Genomic DNA, 19,933 nt, shown 5'->3' with positions numbered 1-19,933 from the left:
CGATGAACAAGGACATCACGGGCGCGGACCCGCCCCGCGAACTGAAGCACGACGCGATCGGGTTCACCGACGCGCTCGTCATCGGACTGAACTCCACCTCCCCCGCCTACTCACTGGCCGCGGTCATCGGCCCGGTGGTGGCCCTCGTGGGGGTGTACGCCCCGGGCATCATGCTCGCGTCGTTCGTCCCCATGCTGCTGATCGCGTCGGCGTTCTACTACCTCAACCGGGCCGACCAGGACTGCGGCACCACCTTCTCCTGGGTCACCCGGGCCCTCGGACCCTGGCTCGGCTGGATCGGCGGCTGGGCCGTCGCGATGACCGGCGTCCTGGTCGTCGGCTCGCTCGCCGACGTGGCGGTGACCTTCGGGCTGCTCACCGTCGGCCTCGACAGCTGGGTGGAGAACGACTGGACGCGCCAGGGCCTGACCGTCCTGCTCATCCTGGTCATGACCGCCATCTGCGTCATCGGCACCGAGGCGTCGGCACGGGTGCAGAACGTCCTCATCCTCGCCCAGGTCGCCTGCCTCCTGGTCTTCGCGATCGTGGCCCTCCAGCGCGTCTACGCCGACTCCACCACCCTCGAATCGATCACCCCGCAGTTCAGCTGGCTCGACCCCTTCGGGGCCGGCGGCGCGGCCCTCACCGGCGGCCTCCTGCTCGGCGTGTTCACCTACTGGGGCTGGGAGTCGGCCGTCAACCTCACCGAGGAGGTCAAGAACTCCGCCAGCGCCCCCGGCCGGGCGGGCCTCTGGTCGACCATCGTGCTGCTGGTGACGTACGTGTCGGTCGCCTTCGCCGTCGTCGCCTACGCCGGCACCACCTTCCTGAGCGAGAACGCGGGGGAGGAGGAGTACGTCTTCTCCCTGCTCGCCGAGGAGGTCATGGGCGGCTGGGACTGGATCGTGCTGCTCGCGGTCTCCACCTCCGCGCTGGCCTCCACGCAGACCACGATCATCCCCGCCTCCCGCACGGTGCTCTCCATGGCCCGCCGCCGGGCGCTGCCCTCCCTCCTCGCCCGCATCCACCCCCGCTTCCGCACCCCCCACGTCAGCACCTGGTGGGTCGCGGTCATCGCCATCGGCTGGTACCTCGTGGTGAACCGGATCAGCGCCAACGCCCTCTTCGACTCGCTGACCGCGCTCTCCCTGCTCATCGCCTTCTACTACGCCCTCACCGGCCTGGCCTGCGCGGTCTACTACCGCCACCGGCTCACCGAGAGCATCCACGGCTTCCTGTTCATCGGCGTCGGACCCGTCGTCGGCGCCGTACTGCTGCTCTGGCTGCTCGCGGAATCCGTCCTCGACATGGCGGACCCGGAGAACTCCTACAGCGGGGTCTCCTGGTTCGGCCTCGGCCCGCCGCTCGTCATCGGCCTCGGGATCGTCGTCGTCGGCCTGGTCATCATGCTGGCCCGGCGGGTGTTCGCCCCCGCCTACTGGACCGAGCCCCGCACCTCCGCCCCCCGGCCGCCCTCCCGCGAGGCGTAGCGGCGGGCGAGGGGCTCCACGCTCAGCCCGTGCAGCACGATGCTCAGCATCACGGTGATCACCATCACCCGGGAGATGAAGTCCCCACTGTGGTCGGGCAGCTCGACGGCCGCGAGCAGCCCGAACACGATGGAGGTCACCCCCCGGGGCCCCATCCACCCCAGGAACAGCCGGTCGGCCGGGCGCAGCCCCGTACCGGAGAGCATCAGCAGCACGGGCACCATCCGCACCAGGGAGATGGTGACCGCCGCGTAGAGGACGACCGAGAGATGGAAGCCGTCCCAGAACTCGTCGTTCACCATCTGCCCGAAGACGAACCACAACCCGAGGCTCAGCAGGGCGACCAGGTCGTCCGTCGTCGCCACCGCGTCCTCGGGCAGGTGCCGCATCGACGGCGCGAGGAAGACCCCGGCGACGAAGGACGCCACGAACCCGTTGCCGCCCAGGAACACCGACAGCGTGTACGCCGCCACCGGGACCATCAGCACACCGAGCCGGGTCGCCGAGGCCCGCGTCCACCCGCTCGCCCACGACCGGCGCAGCAGCCGCCCCGCGCCGTAGCCGATGCCCGCCCCCGCGAGCACCGCCCAGGCCGCCGCGCCGACCGCGTCCAGCAGCGCCTCGGTGTAGTCGGCGCTCCCGGTGTGCGACTCGACGGCCGCCGCCACGCACAGCAGGAACACCGGCGACACGATCCCGTCGTTCAGCCCGCCCTCCACGTTGAGCACCTCGCGCAGCCGCGCGGGGATCCGCTTGTCACGGACGACGGCGGAGGTGGGCGCCAGGTCCAGCGGCACGACGACCGTCGCCAGCGCGGCCAGGATCCAGCCGGGCCGGTCCGGGAAGAAGGCCAGCGCGGTGAGGAACGCGGCGAGCAGCGTGAGCGGCAGCGCACCGCCCAGCAGCCGCGCCACGAGTCCCCTCTCCCGCCGGATCACCCCCTGGGGGACCTCCGTGGCGTCCACGAAGAGGATCAACGCGAGCACCACCTCCACGGCGTGCTCGAACGCGGAGGTGTCGAAGTCGAAGCGGAGCGGCGGATCGTCCCCGTTGGTCAGCGCGATGCCGGCCACCATCATGGCGATCGGCGCGGTGATGCTCCAGCGTTCCAGCCGGTGCGACAGGACCGTCCAGAGGAACAGGATGGCCGCGATGACGGTGACGGCGAGCATGGCGTCCTGCGCTTTCGGGCCGGGCCTCTGCGGATGCTGCGCAGAAGCCTAGGCCCGCACGCGGGACACCACGGTACGAGCGCGCCGGTACCCGACAAGTCGGACAGTCCACCCGGGCCCCGCGGAAAGACGGCCCCGCCGAGCCGGAGGGCACGTTGACCGGCGGGCCCCGTCGCCCCGGAGGGCCCCCTGCCCCGGGAGTCCCGCCGAGCCGGACGGCCCGTCAGCGCCAGCCGAACCGCCGGTCCACCACCGCCGCGAACTCCTCCAGGGTCAGCACCGTGTCCCCGTTCTGGTCGGCGGAGTCGAACAGCGCCGACGACGCGTCCGCGTCACCCAGCCCCCAGAACGGCAGGTCGCCCGAGGCCGCCAGGGACGGCCCCTTCGTCCGCAGGGCGGAGATCACCTCTTCGCGGGTCAGCGTCCCGTCGTGGTCGAGGTCGAGCGCCTCGAACAGCTTGCGGGCCTTGTCACTGGTCACGGGGTCCCCGTCCCTTCCGGCGGCGGGCACCCCTCCGCGCCCGCTCACGTATCCGAACGTCTCCCGCCCCCGCCCCGGTTCCCGGCCCCCCTCCAGCACCGCCAGGACCATCACCAGCAGCACCACCGCGCCGTTCAGCAGACCGGCCGCCACATCGCTCGGGTGGTGCATGCCCCGGTACAGCCGGGACACCGCCACCGCCGGCGGCACGAGCAGCAGCAGCCCCGCCACGGCGTACCGCCACGGCCCCCGCAGCCGGGTGACCGCGAGCGCCGCCAGGGCGCCGTACAGCGCGAGCGCCGCACCGGCGTGCCCGGACGGGAAACCGGAGGTCGGCGGAGCGGGGTCGAGCCGCGGCACATCGGGGCGCGGACGGTCCACGCACAGGGTCACCACCAGGAACAGCGCCGACTGCGCGACCACCGCGCCGCCGAGGAACACCGCCTCCCGCCACCGCGCCGCCCGGGGCACCACCACCAGTCCCACCACGCACACCAGCGCCACCCCGGCCACGCACTCGGTGGAGGCGAGGAAGGTGAACCACTCCGAGACGGCCGTGGCGGTACGGGTGCGGTGCTCCGCCAGCCAGGACGTGACCGCGTCCTCCGCCGACAGCGGCCACCGGCTCGCCGCCGGACCGGTGATCAGCAGTCCGGCCGCCACCATCAACACCCCCAGGAACGGCAGCACCAGCAGTGCGCCGTACCGTCTCCCGCCCATGCCGCCTCCCGTCGCCATGGCGCTCGTATTGCCCGCCACGCCCGGGTGAACCGCCCGGCTGAACCGCGCCCCCGGCCCCGCCCCTCCCCGCGCCCCGCGCCCGGCGGCGAGCACAGCGGGCAGCGCCGCCCCGCGCCACGCGCCGGACAGGAGTCAGCGCCGCCCCGCGCCACGCGCCGGACAGGAGTCAGCGCCGCCCCGCCACACGCGCCGGACGGGACGTCAGGCGGCCTGCTCGCAGGGGTCCGGCCGCTCCGGCTGCCCGTCCCGCGCCAGCTCCGCGTTGAACTGCGCGCCCGCCAGCAGCACCACGTGCGACACCCACAGCCACACCAGGAACGCCACCACGCCCGCCAGCGACCCGTAGAGGCGGCTGTACGTCGCGATGTGCGCCGCGTAGAACGCGAACCCCACCGACGCCAGCAGCCACAGCAGCACCGCGAGCGTCCCCCCGGCGACCGTCCGCCGCAGTCCCCGCGCCTCCCGCGGCCCCGACCGGAACAGCAGCAGCACCAGACCGACCACCACCATGAACAACAGCGGCCACTTCAGACCCGCCCACACCAGGGCCACCTGATGGTCCGTCCCCGTGCCCCGGCCGATCGCCCGGGCGACCCGCTCGGCCGCCGTCAGCGTGAGGATCCCGCTCACCAGCAGCGCCAGCACCGCCAGCGCCCGCAGCAGCGTCGCCGGGAGCGCCCGCCACGCCGGGCGGCAGTCGGGCACGCCGTACATCGCGTGCAGCGCCCGCCGGAACACCGCCAGATAGCTGGATGCCGACCACAGGGCCGCCGCGCCGGTGAGCACGAGCAGCACCCGGCCCGCCGACGGGCTGTCGCCGCTGCCGGCCAGGGCCTCCGCCAGCACCGGGCGCGCCGCCGCCGGGACGAAGGCCGCCACCTGCGCGACCACGTCGTGCGGGGAGCCGGTGCCGAGCAGCGCGAGGGAGAAGACGACCACCAGACAGGCCGGGAACACCGCCAGCACCGCGTAGTACGTCAGCGCCGCCGCCCAGTCGGTCAGGTCGTCCTCCCAGACGGCGACCGGTGTACGGGCCAGGGCCCGCGCATACGCCCCCCGCTCGCGCGGGCCGGGGGCCGGACCCCGCCGGCCGGGAGCCGCACGGCCCGCCGGGACCCCGATTGTCATACGACCACCTTCAGCGCCGGTGCTTCCCCTTGGCGGGCTTGCCCTTGCCGGGCTTCCCCTTGGGCGGTACGGCCGTGGCCGCCTTCGTCCGCGTCTGCGGGGACTTCCCGGGCGGAGCCGTCCCGTCCGGCGTGTCCTGCCGCGTCGGCGTGTCCTGCGTCGTCGGCGCGTCGTCGCCCGGGGCGTCCGGCGCGTCTCCGTTCCCGCCGGCCACGCCGTCCGTGATCGTACCGTCGGCCGCCCCACCGCCGGTGTGCGCCCCGGAACGGGTCACCGCCGCGGCCTCGCGGACCGCAGGGGCGGGTGACGGGGCGGGCCGCTCGGCGGGCGCCGACGGCTCCGCCGTGACCGGCCGCGGCGGACGGGACGACGCCTGCGCACCGCCCGCCGCCCGGTCGCCCAGCGAACCGGTCAGCCCGACCCCGAGCATCGCCACCGCCGCGCCCGCCGACAGCAGCGCCCGCCCCGCCCGGCGCGCGGCCGGCCGCCGCCCGGACGGCGCCGGCGGCAGGGGCCCGGCGCCCTCCGTACGGGCCGGCCGCGCGGAAGGCGCCGCAGGGCCCTCGTGCCCGGGCGCGGACTCGCACTCCACCGCGGCGGCGGCCAGCGCCCGCCCGCACGCGGCCGCGTCCGGCCGGCGCGTCTCGTCCGCGTCGGTCATGGCGTCCAGGAGCCCCGCGAGGGGGCCCGGTATGTGCGGCGGCACCACCGGCGGACGGTGCAGCCGCGCGATCGCGGCCTCCAGCGGCATCCCGTCGTACTCCAGCTCGCCCTTCAGCGCCTCCAGCAGCACCAGGCCCAGGCTGTAGATGTCCGCCGCGGGGCCCGCGCCCCGGCCCAGCACCTGCTCCGGAGCCATGTACGCGGCGGTGCCCACCAGCGTCCCGGTGACCGTGTGCGCGGTGGTGTCGAGCAGCCGCGAGATGCCGAAGTCCGTCAGATGCGGGGCGCCGGACTCGTCCAGCAGGATGTTCGCCGGCTTCACGTCCCGGTGCACCACACCGGCCGCGTGCACATGCGCCAGCGCCGCGGCCAGCGCCGCACCGATCCGGCACGCCTCGGCGGGCGTCAGCCGCGACCGGGCGATGCGCCGCCGCAGGGTGGTGCCGCGGATCAGCTCCATCACCAGATACGGCGTCCCCTCGTCCCGGCCGCAGTCGTACACGGTGATCAGGCCCGGGTGCTGCAACTGCGCCAGCAGCCGCCCCTCGCCGTCGAACCGCTGCTCCGTGTCGGCGTCGCCGTCCGGGCGGAAGACCTTCACCGCGACCGGCCGCCGCAGCCGAAGGTCCAGCCCCTCGTACACATCGGCCGCGCCACCGCGCCCCAGCAGGTCGTCGAGCCGGTAACGTCCGGCCACCACATGGGCCGTGAGCCGGTGGTCCGGACGGATCGGCCACGAGCGGACTGTCATCACTGCGCTCCCCGCGTTCTGTTGTCACCTGCCAACGTCCGCCCGCCGCCTGCCGCGAGCACCATGTTTCCGCCTGCCCCCTGATCCGCCGGGCATACGCCCCGATCGTCCGGCGGCGCGGAAGGGTCCGGCATCATGGGACGCATGAGGACCCGTCCTGTACTCGTGTACGACGGTGACTGCGGCTTCTGCACGACGTCCGCGGGCGTCGTCGAACGGCGCCTGCGGCCCGACTGCGACATCGTCCCCCGGCAGTTCGCCGACCTCGCCTCGCTGGGCGTCACACCCGACCGGGCCGCCCACGAGGTGCTGTGGGTGACGCCCACGGGCACGGTGTACGGCGGCGCGCGGGCGGTGGCGAAGGTCCTGCTCCGCGCGGGCGGCGGCTGGGCGCCGCTGGGCGCCCTGCTGATGCTGCCGCCCGCCCGCTGGCTCGCCCCCCTCGTCTACCGGCTCGTCGCGGACAACCGGCACCGCCTGCCCGGAGCGACGGCGGCGTGCGCGGTGCGCCCCCCGGCGGCCGGGAGCCCCGGAGCACCGGGGCGCTGAGCGGACCGGCCGGGCGCGGGCGGGCGTGACCTCCGGGGTGGGGGACCCCTGCGTCAGGGCGCCGCGTCGCCCCGCTGCCGCTCCTGGTCGAGAAGCTCCTCCAGGTCCTTCAGCCGGTCGAGGCCGCGCACCGGCTGCGACATCCGCGGGTTGTGCTCCAGCCGGTCCCGGTGCCGGTGCAGGAACGCCCAGTACCCGGCGGTGTACGGACACGCCCGCTCGCCCACCCGCTCCTCCGGCCGGTAGGCGCAGCCGCCGCACAGGTCGCTCATCCGGTGCACGTACGCCCCGCCCGACGTGTACGGCTTGGTCGTCATCCGCCCGCCGTCGGCGTACTGCGACATGCCCACGACGTTCGGCACCATCACCCAGTCGTAGCCGTCGACGAAGCAGCGGTGGAACCAGTCCGTCACCGCCTCCGGGTCCCAGCCGCGCTGGAGGGCGTGGCTGCCCAGCAGCATCAGCCGGGGGATGTGGTGCGTCCAGCCGGTGTCGCGGACCTGCCCCAGCACGGTGGCCAGGCACCGGGCGGTGACCGCGTCCGCGTCCAGGTCCAGGAACCAGCGGGGGAGCGGCGCCCGGTGCCGCAGCGCGTTGCTGTGGCGGTAGTCCTCGCCGAAGTACCAGTACAGCTGCCACACGTACTCGCGCCAGCCGGCGATCTGCCGGACGAACCCCTCCACGCTGTTCACCGGCGCCCGCCCCGCCCGCCAGGCGTCCTCGGCCCGCTCCACGCACTCGGCCGGATGCAGCAGGCCGAGGTTGAGGGAGGACGACAGCAGGCTGTGGCTCATCACCGGGTCCGCCGCCAGCATCGCGTCCTCGTACGGCCCGAAACCGGCGAGCCGGTGCTCGGTGAACCGCCGCAGCGCGGCCAGCGCCTCCCGGCGCGACGCCGGGAACCGGCGCGGCCCGTCCCGCCCCACGAAGGACACCGCGCCCTCGCGCTCCCACCGGTCGAGGTCGTGCCGCACCTCCTCGTCGATCCCGTCCTCGCGCGGCCGGTAGGGCCGCGGGGCGTCCAGCGCGCGGGCGCCCCTGGGCGGCGGCTCGCGGTTGTCGTGGTCGTGGTTCCAGCGCCCGCCCGCCGGCTGGTCGCCGTCCATCAGCAGCTGGTGGCCGCGCCGCACCCACCGGTAGAAGTCCTCCTGCCGCAGCCGCTGCCCGCCGTGCCCGTCCGCCCAGGCACGGAAGTCGCCGAGCGGCACCAGGAACCCGCGCGCGGGCAGCACCGTCACCGCCTCCATCGACCGCACCAGCCGCAACGCCGCGTACGAGGTGGGGTGATGGACCGTCACGGGGCCGTCGCCCACCGCCTCGCGCAGCCCCTCCCGGTAGGTCTCCGCCCTGATGTAGCGGACGCGGTCGCCCAGTTCGACGGCCCGGTGCCGCATCGCGGACAGCACCAGATGGGCCTTCGCCCGGTGGAAGCGCCGGCGCCGGAACACCGACCGGGCCTCGATCATCACCACCGGCGCGTCCCGCCCGGGCCCGCCGTCGCCCGCCTCCAGGAAGTGCGGGCCGAGCTGGTCGCCGAAGAGCCAGTGGGGAGTGCCCATGAGCGCGCCGCCTGTCGTCGAATGTCCGTCCCGGGTCTTCACGGGGTGAGCAGCCGGCGCAGCGCCAGCCGGGCGACCGGGGCGTACGCCGCCAGGGCGAGCGCCGGGCCCGCCATCCGCAGCCGGGTCTCCGTCCCGTCCCCGTACGGCCGCACCTCGTGCGCCAGCCGCATCCGCACCGGACCGAGCCGCACACGCCACGACCAGTCGCGCCGCTCGTGGTCGACGGACTCCACCAGGAACGCGGCGCTCACCCCGAGGTAGGAGCGGACGGTGCCGCGCGCCCCCGGAAGGACGCGCTCGCCCGGGGCGTCCACCCGCACGATCTGCGGGGACCACACGGGCCACTGCCGGTACGAGGTGTAGCGGCGCCACACCGTGTCCGGGTCGGCACGGCCGGCGGCCCGCAGCGTCAGCGCGGCCACGACCGGCGGGCGTACGGCCGCGCGTGAAGACCTGGCCGCCGGATCACCGGACGTCGTCCTGGAGGAACTCGGTGAGCGCCTTGCCCGGCCGGAAGGACGCCGTGCCGCCGTCGCTGTGGAAGCCGCCGAAGCTGCCGAGGACGACCGTCTGGCCGTCGCGCAGCGCCCGGGCGATCGCCCCGGGCCGCTCCAGCGTGCCGAACAGCGCGTCGACCACCCGCTCGACGTCCTCCCGCGGCAGCGGCCGGCCGCCGCCCTGCTCTCCGGCGGTCGTCTCGATCAGCTGCGCCTTGTCCATGAGCCGTACCCGTCCGTTCGGTCGGAAGTCGGAAGTCGGAAGGAAGCCGTGGCACCAGGATCACGGGGCGCGCTGCCGCCCGCACGTCGAAGGCCCCCGGCACCGGCGGAGGCACTGCACCGGACGGGCCCGTGTCCGGCGAGCCTCACCCGGGGACGGGGCCGGCTGTGCAGGATCGATACGGCACATCGGCCGCGCACCGGAGGTCCCGCCGTGGAACTGCCCGACAGCCCGAGCCCCGGCACACCCCCCGGTACCTCCCCGGGCACACCCCCGGGCGCCTCCCCCGGTACGTCCCCCGGCGGTGACGGCCGCTACGGCGAGTCGGTGTTCCCCCCGGAGCGGCCGGGGGAGGGGGAGCGGATCGACCTCGGCGCGCTCGCCTACGACGGGATCACCCTCGCCCGGCTCACCGCGCTGGGAGCCGGCCCCGGCTGGCGCTGCCTCGACGTCGGCGCGGGCACGGGCACGGTGGCCCGCGCGCTGCTGGAGGGCGCCGGGGTCGACTCGGTCCTCGCCGTGGACCGCGACGTGCGCTTCCTCGCCGCGCGGCCCGTCCCGGGGCTGACCGCCCTGGAGGCCGACGTCACCGCCCCGGACTTCGACCCCGGGCGCTTCACGCTCGTCCACGCGCGGTTCGTCCTGATGCACCTGCCCGAGCGGCGCGCGCTCGTCGACCGGCTCGCCGGGCTGCTCGCCCCCGGAGGGGTCCTCGTCCTCAGCGACGCGATCGACGTGTCGTCCGCCGCGCCCGAGGCCGCCCCGGAGGCCGCCTCCACGCCCTGCGCGCGGGTGATGCGGGCGATGTGGCAGGGGCTGAAGGACACCATCGGGACGGACGTGGGCTGGGTGCCGTCCTACCCCCGCCTCCTGCGCGGGGCGGGTCTGACCTCGGTGGCGGCGGAGGTCCACGTCCCGCCGCTCCTGCCGGGCAGCGCCATCAGCCGGTTCTGGGCCGACACGTGGCAGCGCTCACGCCCGGCGATCACCGGCACCGGGCTCGTGGACGACACGACGGTCGACGAGGCGATCCGCTGTCTGGAGTCCCCGGACTGCGCCGAGTTGTCGCCCGGAATGATCACCGCCTGGGGCCGCCGGCCGGGCGGGGACACCACCTGACACTCCCTGGCACCACCTGACGGCGCCGTCCGGTGCGACCTCCGAAGGCCCGTCCCCGGCCGCCGGCCGACCGCGCGGGACGGCCGCCCTCACCCGGTGGCGTCGGAGCAAAAACGTATCTCTGCACCTGACTTGACGACTCACCACGCGTGACGCGCGACCGGGAGGACCGGCCACCCGAGCCACCCCGGCCACCCCGTCCGAAACCCATCGGTCGCCCCGGTAAACACCGCGCCGAGCAAGATCACTGCATCGAGGTACTCCGACGGCCTCATGGAGCCAGCCCGCCGCGCGGCCCGTTAGTGTTCCCGAGGATCTGGACGCATTCCCCAAGGTTCATCCGCATTCCTCCCCCCGCCTTCCCGTCCCTTCCGCCCGTCCGCTTCCCCACACCGAGCCGGTGCCGGCGTCCGCGCGCGACGCCGGAGCCGCTGTCGGTGCGGATGCCGGCGCGGAGGCCGGCCGGGAGAGGCGCCCCGTACACCCCCCGTCCCGAAGGAGACCCCGCCCGATGACCGTCGAGACCGGCCAGGGAGAACGGCAGGAGCAGTCCGGGCAGCAGCCGCGGCAGCCCCAGCAGTCCCTGAGCACCGCGGCCGCCCGCAACCTCGCCACCACCACCAAGTCCGCGCCGCAGATGCAGGAGATCACCTCCCGGTGGCTGCTGCGGATGCTGCCCTGGGTGGAGACCAAGGGCGGCGCGTACCGCGTGAACCGCCGGCTCACCCACACCGTCGGCGACGGGCACATCGAGTTCCTCCAGGACGGCGCCGACGTCCGGGTGATCCCGGGCGAGCTGGCCGAACTGGCCCTGCTGCGGGGCTTCGAGGACACGGCGGCGCTCACCGCCGTCGCCGACCGGTGCGTCCAGCGGGACTTCCGCGCGGGCGAGGTGCTGGTCGAGCGGGACACCCCGGCCGACCGCATCCACCTGATCGCCCACGGCCGCGTCCGCCAGACCTCCCTCGGCAAGTACGACGACGACGTCACCGTCGCCGTGCTCGCCGACGGCGACCGGTTCGGTGAGAACGCCCTGCTGGACGCCGACGCCACCTGGGACTACACCGCCACCGCCGAGACCTCCGGCACCCTGCTCACCCTCACCCGGGCCGACTTCGCCTCGGTGATGGCCGCGTCACCGAGCCTCCAGGCCCACATCCACGCCTTCAGCTCGCTCCCCCTCCAGCCGCAGAACCGGCACGGCGAGGCCGAGATCGCCATGTCCGCCGGACACACCGGCGAGGTCGAGCTGCCCAGCTCCTTCGTGGACTACGAACTCCACCCGCGCGAGTACGAACTGTCCGTCGCGCAGACCGTCCTGAGGGTCCACACCCGGGTCGCCGACCTCTACAACGGTCCGATGAACCAGACCGAGCAACAGCTGAGGCTCACCATCGAGGCGCTGCGCGAGCGCCAGGAGTACGAGCTGATCAACAACCGGGAGTTCGGTCTCCTCCACAACGCCGCCTTCAAGCAGCGCATCCAGCCGCACTCCGGCCCGCCCACCCCGGACGACCTCGACGAGCTGCTCTGCCGCCGCCGCGGCACCCGCCTCTTCCTCGCCCACCCCAGGACGATCGCGGCCATCGGACGCGAGCTCAACGCCCGCGGTCTGGTCCCGGGGCACACCGAGGTCGCCGGCGAGTACGTCACCGCCTGGCGCGGCGTCCCCATCCTGCCCTGCGACAAGATCCCCATCAGCCGGAACAACACCAGCTCGATCCTGGCGATGCGCACCGGCGAGGACAACCAGGGCGTCATCGGCCTGCGCCAGACCGGGCTGCCGGAGGAGTACGAACCGGGCCTGTCGGTGCGCTTCATGGGCATCAACGAGCAGGCGATCGTCTCCTACCTGGTGACCACCTACTACTCGGCCGCCGTCCTCGTCCCCGACGCGCTCGGCGTCCTGGAGAACGTCCAGATCGCCCGCAGGCGCGACTGAGAGCTCCCGCACCCAGGAACACGCCCACCGAACCCCCCACCAAGGAGCCACGGATGCCCGATTCCGGGCCTTCCCCGCAGCAGTCGAGCGTGCCTGCCGCCGCTGCCCAGTTCGGGGCCTACGTCCTGACGCAGTCGCTGTCGATGACGCGGACGACGACCCAGACGCAGGCACCCGCCGAGGCCCCGGCCCCGACGGAGACCCCCGCCCCGGCCTCCTCCGCGGCCTCCTCCCCGGCACCGTCTCCGGCCCCGGGCGACGTCCCGGCCCCCACCGCCGGCGTCACCCCCGGCCCCGCCGCCGGTGTCGCCGGGGCCGAACCGGCCGTCCGGAGCGCCGCCGCGCGGACCCTGCCCGGGCCGCCCGCCCCGCTCGTCCGCCCGGCCGGCACCCCGGACCCCTCCGGCACCGCCGGGGCCGCCGCCACGGCAGCACCGCCGGGGCCCGAGCTGGAACGCGTCATGCGCGGCCCCAGCGGCCTCGGCACCTCGGGCCTCTACTTCAACCCGCGCGACACCCCCGCCCCACCCGCACCCACCACCGCCCCCTCCGCCGCCTCCGTCGAAGGGCGGCCGATCCCCGGGCTCTACCACCACCCGGTCGCCGAGCCCGACCAGGCGCGGGTGGCGGAGGTCAGCCGCAGGATCAAGACGTGGGCGGTCGACGAGGTCCAGGCGTTCCCCCCGGAGTGGGAGGACCAGTTCGACGGCTTCTCCGTCGGGCGGTACATGGTCGCCTGCCACCCCGACGCCCCCACCGTCGAGCACCTGATGGCCGCCACCCGGCTGATGGTCGCCGAGAACGCGGTCGACGACTGCTACTGCGAGGACCACGGCGGCTCGCCCGTCGGCCTCGGCAGCCGCCTCCTCCTCGCGCACACCGCACTCGATCCGCTGCACACCACCGCGGAGTACGAGCCGGACTGGCTGGAGTCGCTCCAGTCCGACGCCCCCCGGCGCGCCTACCGCTCCGCCATGGAGTACTTCCTCCAGCTCGCCACCCCCTCCCAGGGCGACCGCTACCGCCACGACATGGCCCGGCTGCACCTCGGCTACCTCGCCGAGGCTGCCTGGTCCGAGGGCGACCACGTCCCGGAGGTGTGGGAGTACCTGGCGATGCGGCAGTTCAACAACTTCCGCCCCTGCCCCACCATCACCGACACCGTCGGAGGGTACGAGCTGCCCGCCGACCTGCACGCCCAGCCCGCGATGCAGCGGGTCATCGCGCTGGCGGGCAACGCGACCACCATCGTCAACGACCTCTACTCGTACACCAAGGAACTCGCGAGCCCCGGACGGCACCTCAACCTGCCGGTGGTCATCGCCGAACGCGAGGACCTGTCCGAACGGGACGCGTACCTCAAGGCCGTGGAGGTCCACAACGACCTCATGCGCACCTTCGAGGCCGAGGCGGCCGCCCTGGCCGCCGCCTGCCCGGTCCCCACCGTCCTCCGCTTCCTGCGCGGAGTGGCCGCCTGGGTGGACGGCAACCACTACTGGCACCAGACCAACACCTACCGATACAGCCTGCCCGACTTCTGGTAAATAAGGACTCCTCCGTGACCAACACCGAGCTCTCCACCGCCAACGGCGCCTCCGCGCACGGCACTTCCCCGCTCGTCCCCGCCCCGGCCTCCCCCTACCAGGGGGACATCGCCCGCTACTGGGACGAGGAGGCCAGGCCCGTCAACCTGCGCCTCGGAGACGTCGACGGGCTGTACCACCACCACTACGGCATCGGCGACATCGACCACGCCGCCCTCGGCGACCCCGAGGACAGCGCGTACGAGAAGAAGCTGATCGCCGAGCTCCACCGCCTGGAGTCCGCCCAGGCCGAAGTGCTGCTCGACCACCTCGGCACCGTCCGCCCCGGCGACACCCTCGTGGACGCCGGCTGCGGCCGGGGCGGCTCCATGGTCATGGCCCACCAGCGCTTCGGCTGCAAGGTCGAGGGCGTCACCCTCTCCGCCAAGCAGGCCGGGTTCGCCAACCGGCGCGCCGAGGAGCTGGGCATCGCCGACCACGTCCGCGCCCGCGTCTGCAACATGCTCGCCACGCCCTTCGAGACCGGCTCGGCCCGCGGCTCCTGGAACAACGAGTCGAGCATGTACGTCGACCTGCACGACCTGTTCGCGGAGCACTCCCGCGTCCTTGAGGTCGGCGGCCGGTACGTGACCATCACCGGCTGCTGGAACCCCCGGTACGGCCAGCCCTCCAAGTGGGTCTCCCAGATCAACGCCCACTTCGAGTGCAACATCCACTCCCGGCGCGAGTACATGCGCGCCATGGCCGACAACCGGCTGGTCCCGCAGGCGGTGGTGGACCTCACCCCCGAGACCCTGCCCTACTGGGAGCTGCGCGCCACCTCGTCCCTGGTCACGGGCATCGAGGAGGCGTTCATCGAGTCGTACAAGGACGGCTCGTTCCAGTACGTCCTGATCGCGGCCGACCGCGTCTGACCCCGCTGCTCCCCACCCGGCCGGGCCGTCCCCACGGACGGCCCGGCCGGTGGCGTTCGGGGACCGACCGCCGGTTCCGGAAATCCGAGGGTGAGATCGAGCCGGTGAACCCGGAGTGACCAGAAATCACCATTGGTGACCGGCTGTCAGTGCGACTCCCTACATTGGTTGTTGCGCGCGAGGGGCGCGTCACCGACCGTGGAGGGGGCTTCGGCCGTGCCATTCATCCAGCGTTACATCAAGCGGGACGGAACAGTGGTCCGGTCGCACTGGCGGGCTCCGGCCGGGGCGAACAGGGAGACGGCACTCGCCCTCGGAGTCGTGGCCGCCGTGGTCGTCTTCGGCGGCTCGGGGGCGCCGTCGGGGAGCGGGACGAGCACGGACCGGTTACCGGCGCCGCGGTCGTCGTCGGCGGTGACGTACCCGATCAAGTGGCCCGGCCGAGACGAACCGACCCCTCGCCCGACCCCTGCCGTGTCCTACCCGATCCGCTGGGCGGGGTGGGAGGAGACCACCCCGCGCCCGGTGCCGACCGTTTCGTACCCGGTCGCATGGCACCGGAGCGGGGGCGGGAAGTGAGCCGTGCCGCCCACCGCGCGGCGGCTTCGCCGAAGGCTCGCGGTCATGGGTGGCCCGCCCGGCTATGGCGCCACCTGGCCGGCGACGATTCCTGCCCACTGGGCGTAGCCGTGTGCGGAGGGGTGGAAGCGGTCCCGGGCGAAGAAGTCCGGGCCCATGGGCAGGACACCGGTGACGCCGCTCCAGGTCACGGTCGGGAGGTCTGCGCAGACCTGGCGCGACACCTCGTCCAGTGCTGCCGCGCGGGCCGCCAGGTAGCGGCGCAACGTGCCCGGCAGCGCGGGGAATTCACCGAACGGCGGGACCCCGGTCACCACTACGTGCTCCGCGCGGTCCGCGAGGGTTCCGGCCACCGCCGCCAGCTCCCGGCCCCACTCCCGGGGGTCGCGCCGCCGCAGTACGTCGTTGACCCCGGCCAGCAGGACGGCCACCGTCTGGCCCGGTTCCACCGTGGGCAGCAATTGGGACCGCATGCCCTCCAGCGTCGCCCCGTTCAGCCCGGCCACCGACCAGGCGACCGGGTGGCCCGTCCGCTCGTGCAGCGCCCGCGCGAACTGGCCGGTGAAACCGTCGGCGTGCCGTTCCACCCCGACGCCGGCCGCCGTGGACTCGCCCACCACCGCCACCCGCAGCACCCGCCGCGCCTCGGCCTCGTCCCCGTACACCCCGGTGACCGGACCGCCGGCGGGCGGCAGCGACTCGGTGGACCAGCGCACATAGAGGCCCTGTGCGGCGAGGACGGGCAGCAGGAAGGGGTTCACGACACACTCCCCGGCAGGTGCAGACCGGTGACCTTGGACGCCGCCGAGACCTCGTAGACCAGGACGACCGTGCGGTGTCCGCCCGGCGGGAGGGAGACGTTCCAGTGCGCCACGCCCTCCTCGTCGACCGCCTCCGGCGGCGGGGAGCACGCCTCCTCGCGCAACCGCACCTCCACCGCCGACACCTCCGAGACCGGGACGCGCTCCCGCACCGTGACCACCCGGTCGCCCCGCTCACCCGGGGCGGAGAACCGCGACAGGTGCAGCCGGACCGTGCGGGTGACGACCGTCCGGCCGGTCAGGGCGGCGGTCTGGCGGGTCTCCTCGGCGTACCGCACCACCCGGTGGTCGTCGCTGCTGCCGAAGGCCAGCTCGACCGGGGCGCCGGGCGCGGTGAACTCCAGCGTCCCGCGCCCGGTGAACCCACTGCCGCGCACCAGGTCGACCGGCCCGGCGAGCAGCGTGTGACCGGAGCGGTTGTCGCACCGTACCGACCGCGTCACCAGCGGGGACAGCTCCGGGGCGCAGGCGTACTCGCTGCGGGCGGGGGCGGTGAACGCGGACAGCGGTACGCGGTGGGCGCGGCCGTCCGACGGCACGGAGACCGGCGCCGGGGCGGTCAGCACCCGCGTCTCGCCGCCGTCGTCCACACCCGGCAGGCCCAGCACCGGAACCGGGCCCAGCTCGGTGATCTCCTCCTCGCGCAGCTCCACGTCCACGGCGCGGCGCTCGGCGGGGGAGCGGTCCATGAGCGTCAGCCGGTCCTCCGTGAGCCGGGGCGGGTCGGACGCGAGCGCGGAGCGGGCCGTCGACAGCGTCAGCCGTACGCCCGACCAGTCCTCACCCGTGCGCTGCCAGACCATCGCGTCGGTCTCCAGCGTGAGCGCTTCCCCGTCGAGAACGGCCCGGTAGGCGGGGCGCCACAGCGCGCACGGGGTGAGGTGCGTCAGCCGCAGCCCGGCCCGGCCGGCCGCCTCCGCCTCCACGGTCAGCTCGATGTGGCCGACCAGCTCGGCGGGCCCGGGCTCGGCGGCGTCCAGGGCGGCGAGGACCTCCCGCTCCTCGGCGCCGAGTTCCGCCAGGCGCGCCTCGGCGACGCGCAGCCGCTCGCCGTACGTGTCGCGCTCGGCGTCCACCCGGTCCAGCTCGCGGGCCCAGCGGGACGTCTCGCTCTCGCCCGCGCCGGTTCCCTCGCCGATCTCCCGCAGCAGGTCCGCCGCCAGACGGCCGAGCACATCGAGCCGGGTCCGCAGCCGGTCGCGGAGACGCTCGAACTCCGCACGCTGCGCTTCGAGTTCGTGCGCCCGGCGGCGCAGACCGGAGTCCTCGCCGGACGGCAGCGGTCCGCGCGGGGTCCACCGGCGCACGATCCGTACGTCGTGGACGGTCGCCGGCGGGCCGCCGGTCAGCTCGGCGTGCAGAGTCCGGTCGACGGCCGTCGCGCCGACCGGTCCCAGGCGCAGCCGCTGCACTCCGGCCGTCAGCACCAGCTCGGTGGCGCGCTCGATCTGGGCGCGGTCCTCCAGACAGGTGACGGCCGTGACCGGCAGGGGGAGTAGCGGGAGGAGGGGATCGGGGGAGTGGGCGGGCACCGGCTGGGGTGCGCCGGCGGGCGTGGCCGTGGTCATGGCGTGTGTCAGCTCCTGCGGTTGCCGCCGACCAGGGCCTTGCCGGCCGGTATGCGGATCTCGTAGCCGCCGTCGAGGGCGGCGGTGCCACCGGCGGGCAGGTCCACCCGCCGGACCCGGGTGCCCGGGGCGTGGTGGTCGGGGCCGGTGCCGGGCTCGGGCGCCGACCAGCCGGCCCGCTCCTCGATCCGGACGTCCGGGTCGGAGGTCACCGGCACCCGCTCGCGGACCTCCACGGTGACCGGCGCGGCGAGCCGGTTGGCCAGCTCCACATGCACCCGGTGGTCGAGGACGGTGGTGTTGCCGCGCAACCCGGCGGTCGACTCGTGCAGTTGCGTACGCCGGGTCACCTTGACGCCCTCCGCCGGCCCCAGGCCCACCCGGCTGACCCCGCCGGGAGCGAGCGTCGGCAGGGCGGCGGTCAGCAGGAAGTCGTCGTCGACGGTGACCTCCACCGGGCCGGCCAGCAGGGCCTGCCGGGTCGCGTTGGACAGCACCAGCGTCGCGTACACGGTCTGCTCGACGGACGGCACGGCTAGGTACTCGGTGCGCAGACCGACCGCGATCTCGCCGACGGTGACCGTGTGCCAGGTGCCGTCCGAGGGCACGTCGGCCGGGGCGGCGGCGTCGAAGCGGTGGTCGAAGGAGCCCGCCGACTCCCGGGGCCGCACCGCGTGGCCCGGCAGCGGGAGCGAGGCGACCGCCTCGGCGCGCCGCCGGTACTCCACCGCGACCGGGTCGTGGGAGGAGTCCGGGAAGAGCCGGCCCCTGCGCTCGCCCGGCTCGTCCGGGCCGGACAACGTCAGGGCCGCGTAGTCCAGTTCGGCCCCGCTCGGCCGGGGCGGGCCCGCCACCGGAGCGGCCGGGGGAGGAGGCGGAGGCGCGGCGGCCCCCGGAGCGGACGGCGCCAGGGCCGGGGGCGCCGCGACGGCACCCGTACGGGCCCGGGGCCCGCCACCCGGCCGGGGCCCCGCACCCGGCCGGGGCCGGGCCGCCTGCGCCGGTGCGGGCATCCCGCCGAAGGCGTCGACGGCCGCCCCGGCCGTACCGGGCGGCGGCGGGAAGGCCCCCGGTGGCGCGCCATAGACCGGAGCGGCGGCCACCGGCATCGGCACGGGCGGCGGCGGTGGCGGCACGGAACCCGGAGCGGGGGCGGCGGCACCCCCCGCGGCCACCCTCCCGGCCCGGGCCGACACCGGACGGGCGCCCACCGCGTCGTACCCCGTGAACAGGTCGGCGAGCCCGCCGGGCGGCTCCCGCCAGCCGGACGGCGCGGGCGCCGGCTGGCGCCGCCCGATCCGCAGCGACCGCAGCTTCGGCAGCCCGTTCTCGCGCCGCAGATCGGCGGTGGCCAGCGCCAGCCGTACGCCCGACCAGTCCTCACCGGTCCGCTGCGCGACCGACGCGCGCAGCACCAGCCGCCCCTCGCCGCTTCCCTGACGGTACGTCAGACGGTAGCCGGGCACCCACACGGCGCCCGGCACCCCGTACTCCAGCTCCACCTCGACGGCCACCCCGGCCGCCGCGTCCACACCGTCGCCCTCCAGGACCAGGAGCGCCGAGACGGTGCTCACCACATGCGCGGACGGCGCGTCCGTGGAGGCGCGGGCCAGCCGGTCCGCCGCCACCTCGTGCGCGTGCTCCGCGACCAGCAGCTCCTCCTCCAGCTCCGCCAGCCGGGCGTGCAGCGCCGCCAGCCGCTCGTCGACGAACGCCGCCAGCTCCAGCCACGTGTCCACCGCGGTACGCCGGTGCGGGTCCTCACGCCTGCGCGCCGGAGGCACCGGGCGCAGCGCCCCGACCTCCTCGATCAGGCCCAGGTGCCGGTCGCGCCGGGCGTACGCCGCCGCGCACGCGTCGGCCAGCCGCTCGACCTCCTGCCGCAGCCCCTCCGGCGCGTCCGCCGCCGGCGGCTCGGCCTCGACCTCCACCCGCGCCTCGGCCACCCGCACCCCGGCGGCGCCCACCACCCGCGCACGCAGGGAGCCCGGGTCCATCGAGCGCGGCAGCCCCGTCACCCGTACCCGGCCGTCCGGCGGCACGGTGCCCCGCGCCAGCCGGCGGCAGAGTGCGCCCCGCGCGTACACCACCACCGCGTCGAGGTCCGAACCCCAACGCTGCGCCGTCCCAGCCGTCATCCGTCACGCCCCCCACCACGTCCGTACCGACCGAAGCCTACGCCGGGCCGC

At 75.0% G+C, this 19,933-nt stretch carries 16 protein-coding genes and 1 pseudogene; 6 read left to right on the top strand and 11 right to left on the bottom strand.

Going from position 1 to position 19,933, the window contains the following annotated elements; genetic code table 11:
* The first annotated feature begins 2 nt into the window (after positions 1-2).
* A complete protein-coding gene (locus tag ACF08D_RS17810) occupies positions 3-1,490 on the top strand; it encodes an APC family permease (RefSeq protein ID WP_392223576.1) in 1,488 nt (495 codons plus the stop codon).
* Here ACF08D_RS17810 and ACF08D_RS17805 read toward each other — a convergent pair.
* The 5 genes and pseudogenes from ACF08D_RS17805 to ACF08D_RS17785 form a co-directional block, all read right to left on the bottom strand.
* Positions 1,436-2,662, bottom strand: a complete 1,227-nt coding sequence (locus ACF08D_RS17805) for a cation:proton antiporter (RefSeq protein WP_392223574.1) — start codon at positions 2,660-2,662, stop codon at positions 1,436-1,438. The two genes, ACF08D_RS17810 and ACF08D_RS17805, sit on opposite strands and share 55 nt — an antisense overlap.
* A gap of 223 nt (positions 2,663-2,885) precedes the next feature.
* Positions 2,886-3,143, bottom strand: coding sequence for an EF-hand domain-containing protein (locus ACF08D_RS17800; protein WP_392224093.1), 258 nt, complete (start codon positions 3,141-3,143; stop codon positions 2,886-2,888).
* Between the two features lie 108 nt (positions 3,144-3,251).
* Positions 3,252-3,809: pseudogene (locus tag ACF08D_RS17795) on the bottom strand (phosphatase PAP2 family protein); the annotation flags it as partial.
* A 276-nt stretch (positions 3,810-4,085) separates the two neighbouring features.
* Positions 4,086-5,012 carry a YihY/virulence factor BrkB family protein gene (locus ACF08D_RS17790; protein ID WP_392223573.1) on the bottom strand — a complete coding sequence of 309 codons (927 nt, stop codon included), beginning with the start codon at positions 5,010-5,012 and terminating at the stop codon, positions 4,086-4,088.
* Positions 5,013-5,022: 10 nt separating this feature from the next.
* Positions 5,023-6,426, bottom strand: a complete 1,404-nt coding sequence (locus ACF08D_RS17785; protein ID WP_392223572.1) for a protein kinase — start codon at positions 6,424-6,426, stop codon at positions 5,023-5,025.
* Between the two features lie 144 nt (positions 6,427-6,570).
* Here ACF08D_RS17785 and ACF08D_RS17780 point away from each other — a divergent pair, with 144 nt between their 5' ends.
* Positions 6,571-6,975, top strand: a complete 405-nt coding sequence (locus tag ACF08D_RS17780) for a thiol-disulfide oxidoreductase DCC family protein (protein ID WP_392223570.1) — start codon at positions 6,571-6,573, stop codon at positions 6,973-6,975.
* A 53-nt stretch (positions 6,976-7,028) separates the two neighbouring features.
* Here ACF08D_RS17780 and ACF08D_RS17775 read toward each other — a convergent pair whose 3' ends face one another.
* Genes ACF08D_RS17775 through ACF08D_RS17765 form a run of 3 tightly spaced genes read right to left on the bottom strand, consistent with a single transcriptional unit; the run spans position 7,029 to position 9,257 of the window.
* On the bottom strand, positions 7,029-8,534 hold the full coding sequence (locus ACF08D_RS17775; RefSeq protein WP_392223569.1) for a cryptochrome/photolyase family protein: 1,506 nt from the start codon (positions 8,532-8,534) through the stop codon (positions 7,029-7,031).
* Between the two features lie 38 nt (positions 8,535-8,572).
* Complete coding sequence (locus ACF08D_RS17770; RefSeq protein ID WP_392223567.1) at positions 8,573-8,959, bottom strand: SRPBCC family protein; 387 nt, start codon at positions 8,957-8,959, stop codon at positions 8,573-8,575.
* A gap of 43 nt (positions 8,960-9,002) precedes the next feature.
* The gene (locus ACF08D_RS17765; protein ID WP_392223565.1) at positions 9,003-9,257 is read right to left on the bottom strand and encodes an HU family DNA-binding protein; all 255 of its coding nucleotides are present in this window, start codon (positions 9,255-9,257) and stop codon (positions 9,003-9,005) included.
* 219 nt (positions 9,258-9,476) lie between these two features.
* On the opposite strand from ACF08D_RS17765, the gene ACF08D_RS17760 reads away from it, so the two are divergent.
* The 4 genes from ACF08D_RS17760 to ACF08D_RS17745 all read left to right on the top strand — a co-directional run bounded on the left by ACF08D_RS17760 (position 9,477) and on the right by ACF08D_RS17745 (position 14,776).
* Positions 9,477-10,376: a class I SAM-dependent methyltransferase gene (locus tag ACF08D_RS17760; RefSeq protein ID WP_392224092.1), complete on the top strand. Its 900-nt coding sequence runs from the start codon at positions 9,477-9,479 to the stop codon at positions 10,374-10,376.
* A gap of 511 nt (positions 10,377-10,887) precedes the next feature.
* A complete protein-coding gene (locus tag ACF08D_RS17755) occupies positions 10,888-12,318 on the top strand; it encodes a family 2B encapsulin nanocompartment shell protein (protein ID WP_392223563.1) in 1,431 nt (476 codons plus the stop codon).
* Positions 12,319-12,461: 143 nt separating this feature from the next.
* Positions 12,462-13,862, top strand: coding sequence for a family 2 encapsulin nanocompartment cargo protein terpene cyclase (locus ACF08D_RS17750; RefSeq protein ID WP_392224091.1), 1,401 nt, complete (start codon positions 12,462-12,464; stop codon positions 13,860-13,862).
* Positions 13,863-13,876: 14 nt separating this feature from the next.
* Entirely contained in the window at positions 13,877-14,776 is a 900-nt protein-coding gene (locus ACF08D_RS17745; RefSeq protein ID WP_392223562.1) for a geranyl diphosphate 2-C-methyltransferase, read from the top strand.
* Between the two features lie 641 nt (positions 14,777-15,417).
* Here ACF08D_RS17745 and ACF08D_RS17740 read toward each other — a convergent pair.
* The 3 genes from ACF08D_RS17740 to ACF08D_RS17730 are packed head-to-tail and all read right to left on the bottom strand — an operon-like array spanning position 15,418 to position 19,882.
* A complete protein-coding gene (locus tag ACF08D_RS17740; protein ID WP_392223560.1) occupies positions 15,418-16,116 on the bottom strand; it encodes an SGNH/GDSL hydrolase family protein in 699 nt (232 codons plus the stop codon).
* Positions 16,113-17,744 carry a mucoidy inhibitor MuiA family protein gene (locus ACF08D_RS17735; protein ID WP_392223558.1) on the bottom strand — a complete coding sequence of 544 codons (1,632 nt, stop codon included), beginning with the start codon at positions 17,742-17,744 and terminating at the stop codon, positions 16,113-16,115. Before ACF08D_RS17735 ends, ACF08D_RS17740 begins: the two co-directional genes overlap by 4 nt.
* Before the next feature lie 8 nt (positions 17,745-17,752).
* Complete coding sequence (locus ACF08D_RS17730; protein WP_392223556.1) at positions 17,753-19,882, bottom strand: DUF4139 domain-containing protein; 2,130 nt, start codon at positions 19,880-19,882, stop codon at positions 17,753-17,755.
* Positions 19,883-19,933 lie beyond the last annotated feature (51 nt).

Origin of the sequence: Streptomyces sp. NPDC015131 (assembly GCF_043079975.1) — a bacterium.
GTDB lineage: Bacteria > Actinomycetota > Actinomycetes > Streptomycetales > Streptomycetaceae > Streptomyces.
The sequence above is the reverse complement of the archived record's forward strand: the minus strand, read 5'-3'. Positions and strand labels throughout refer to the sequence as shown.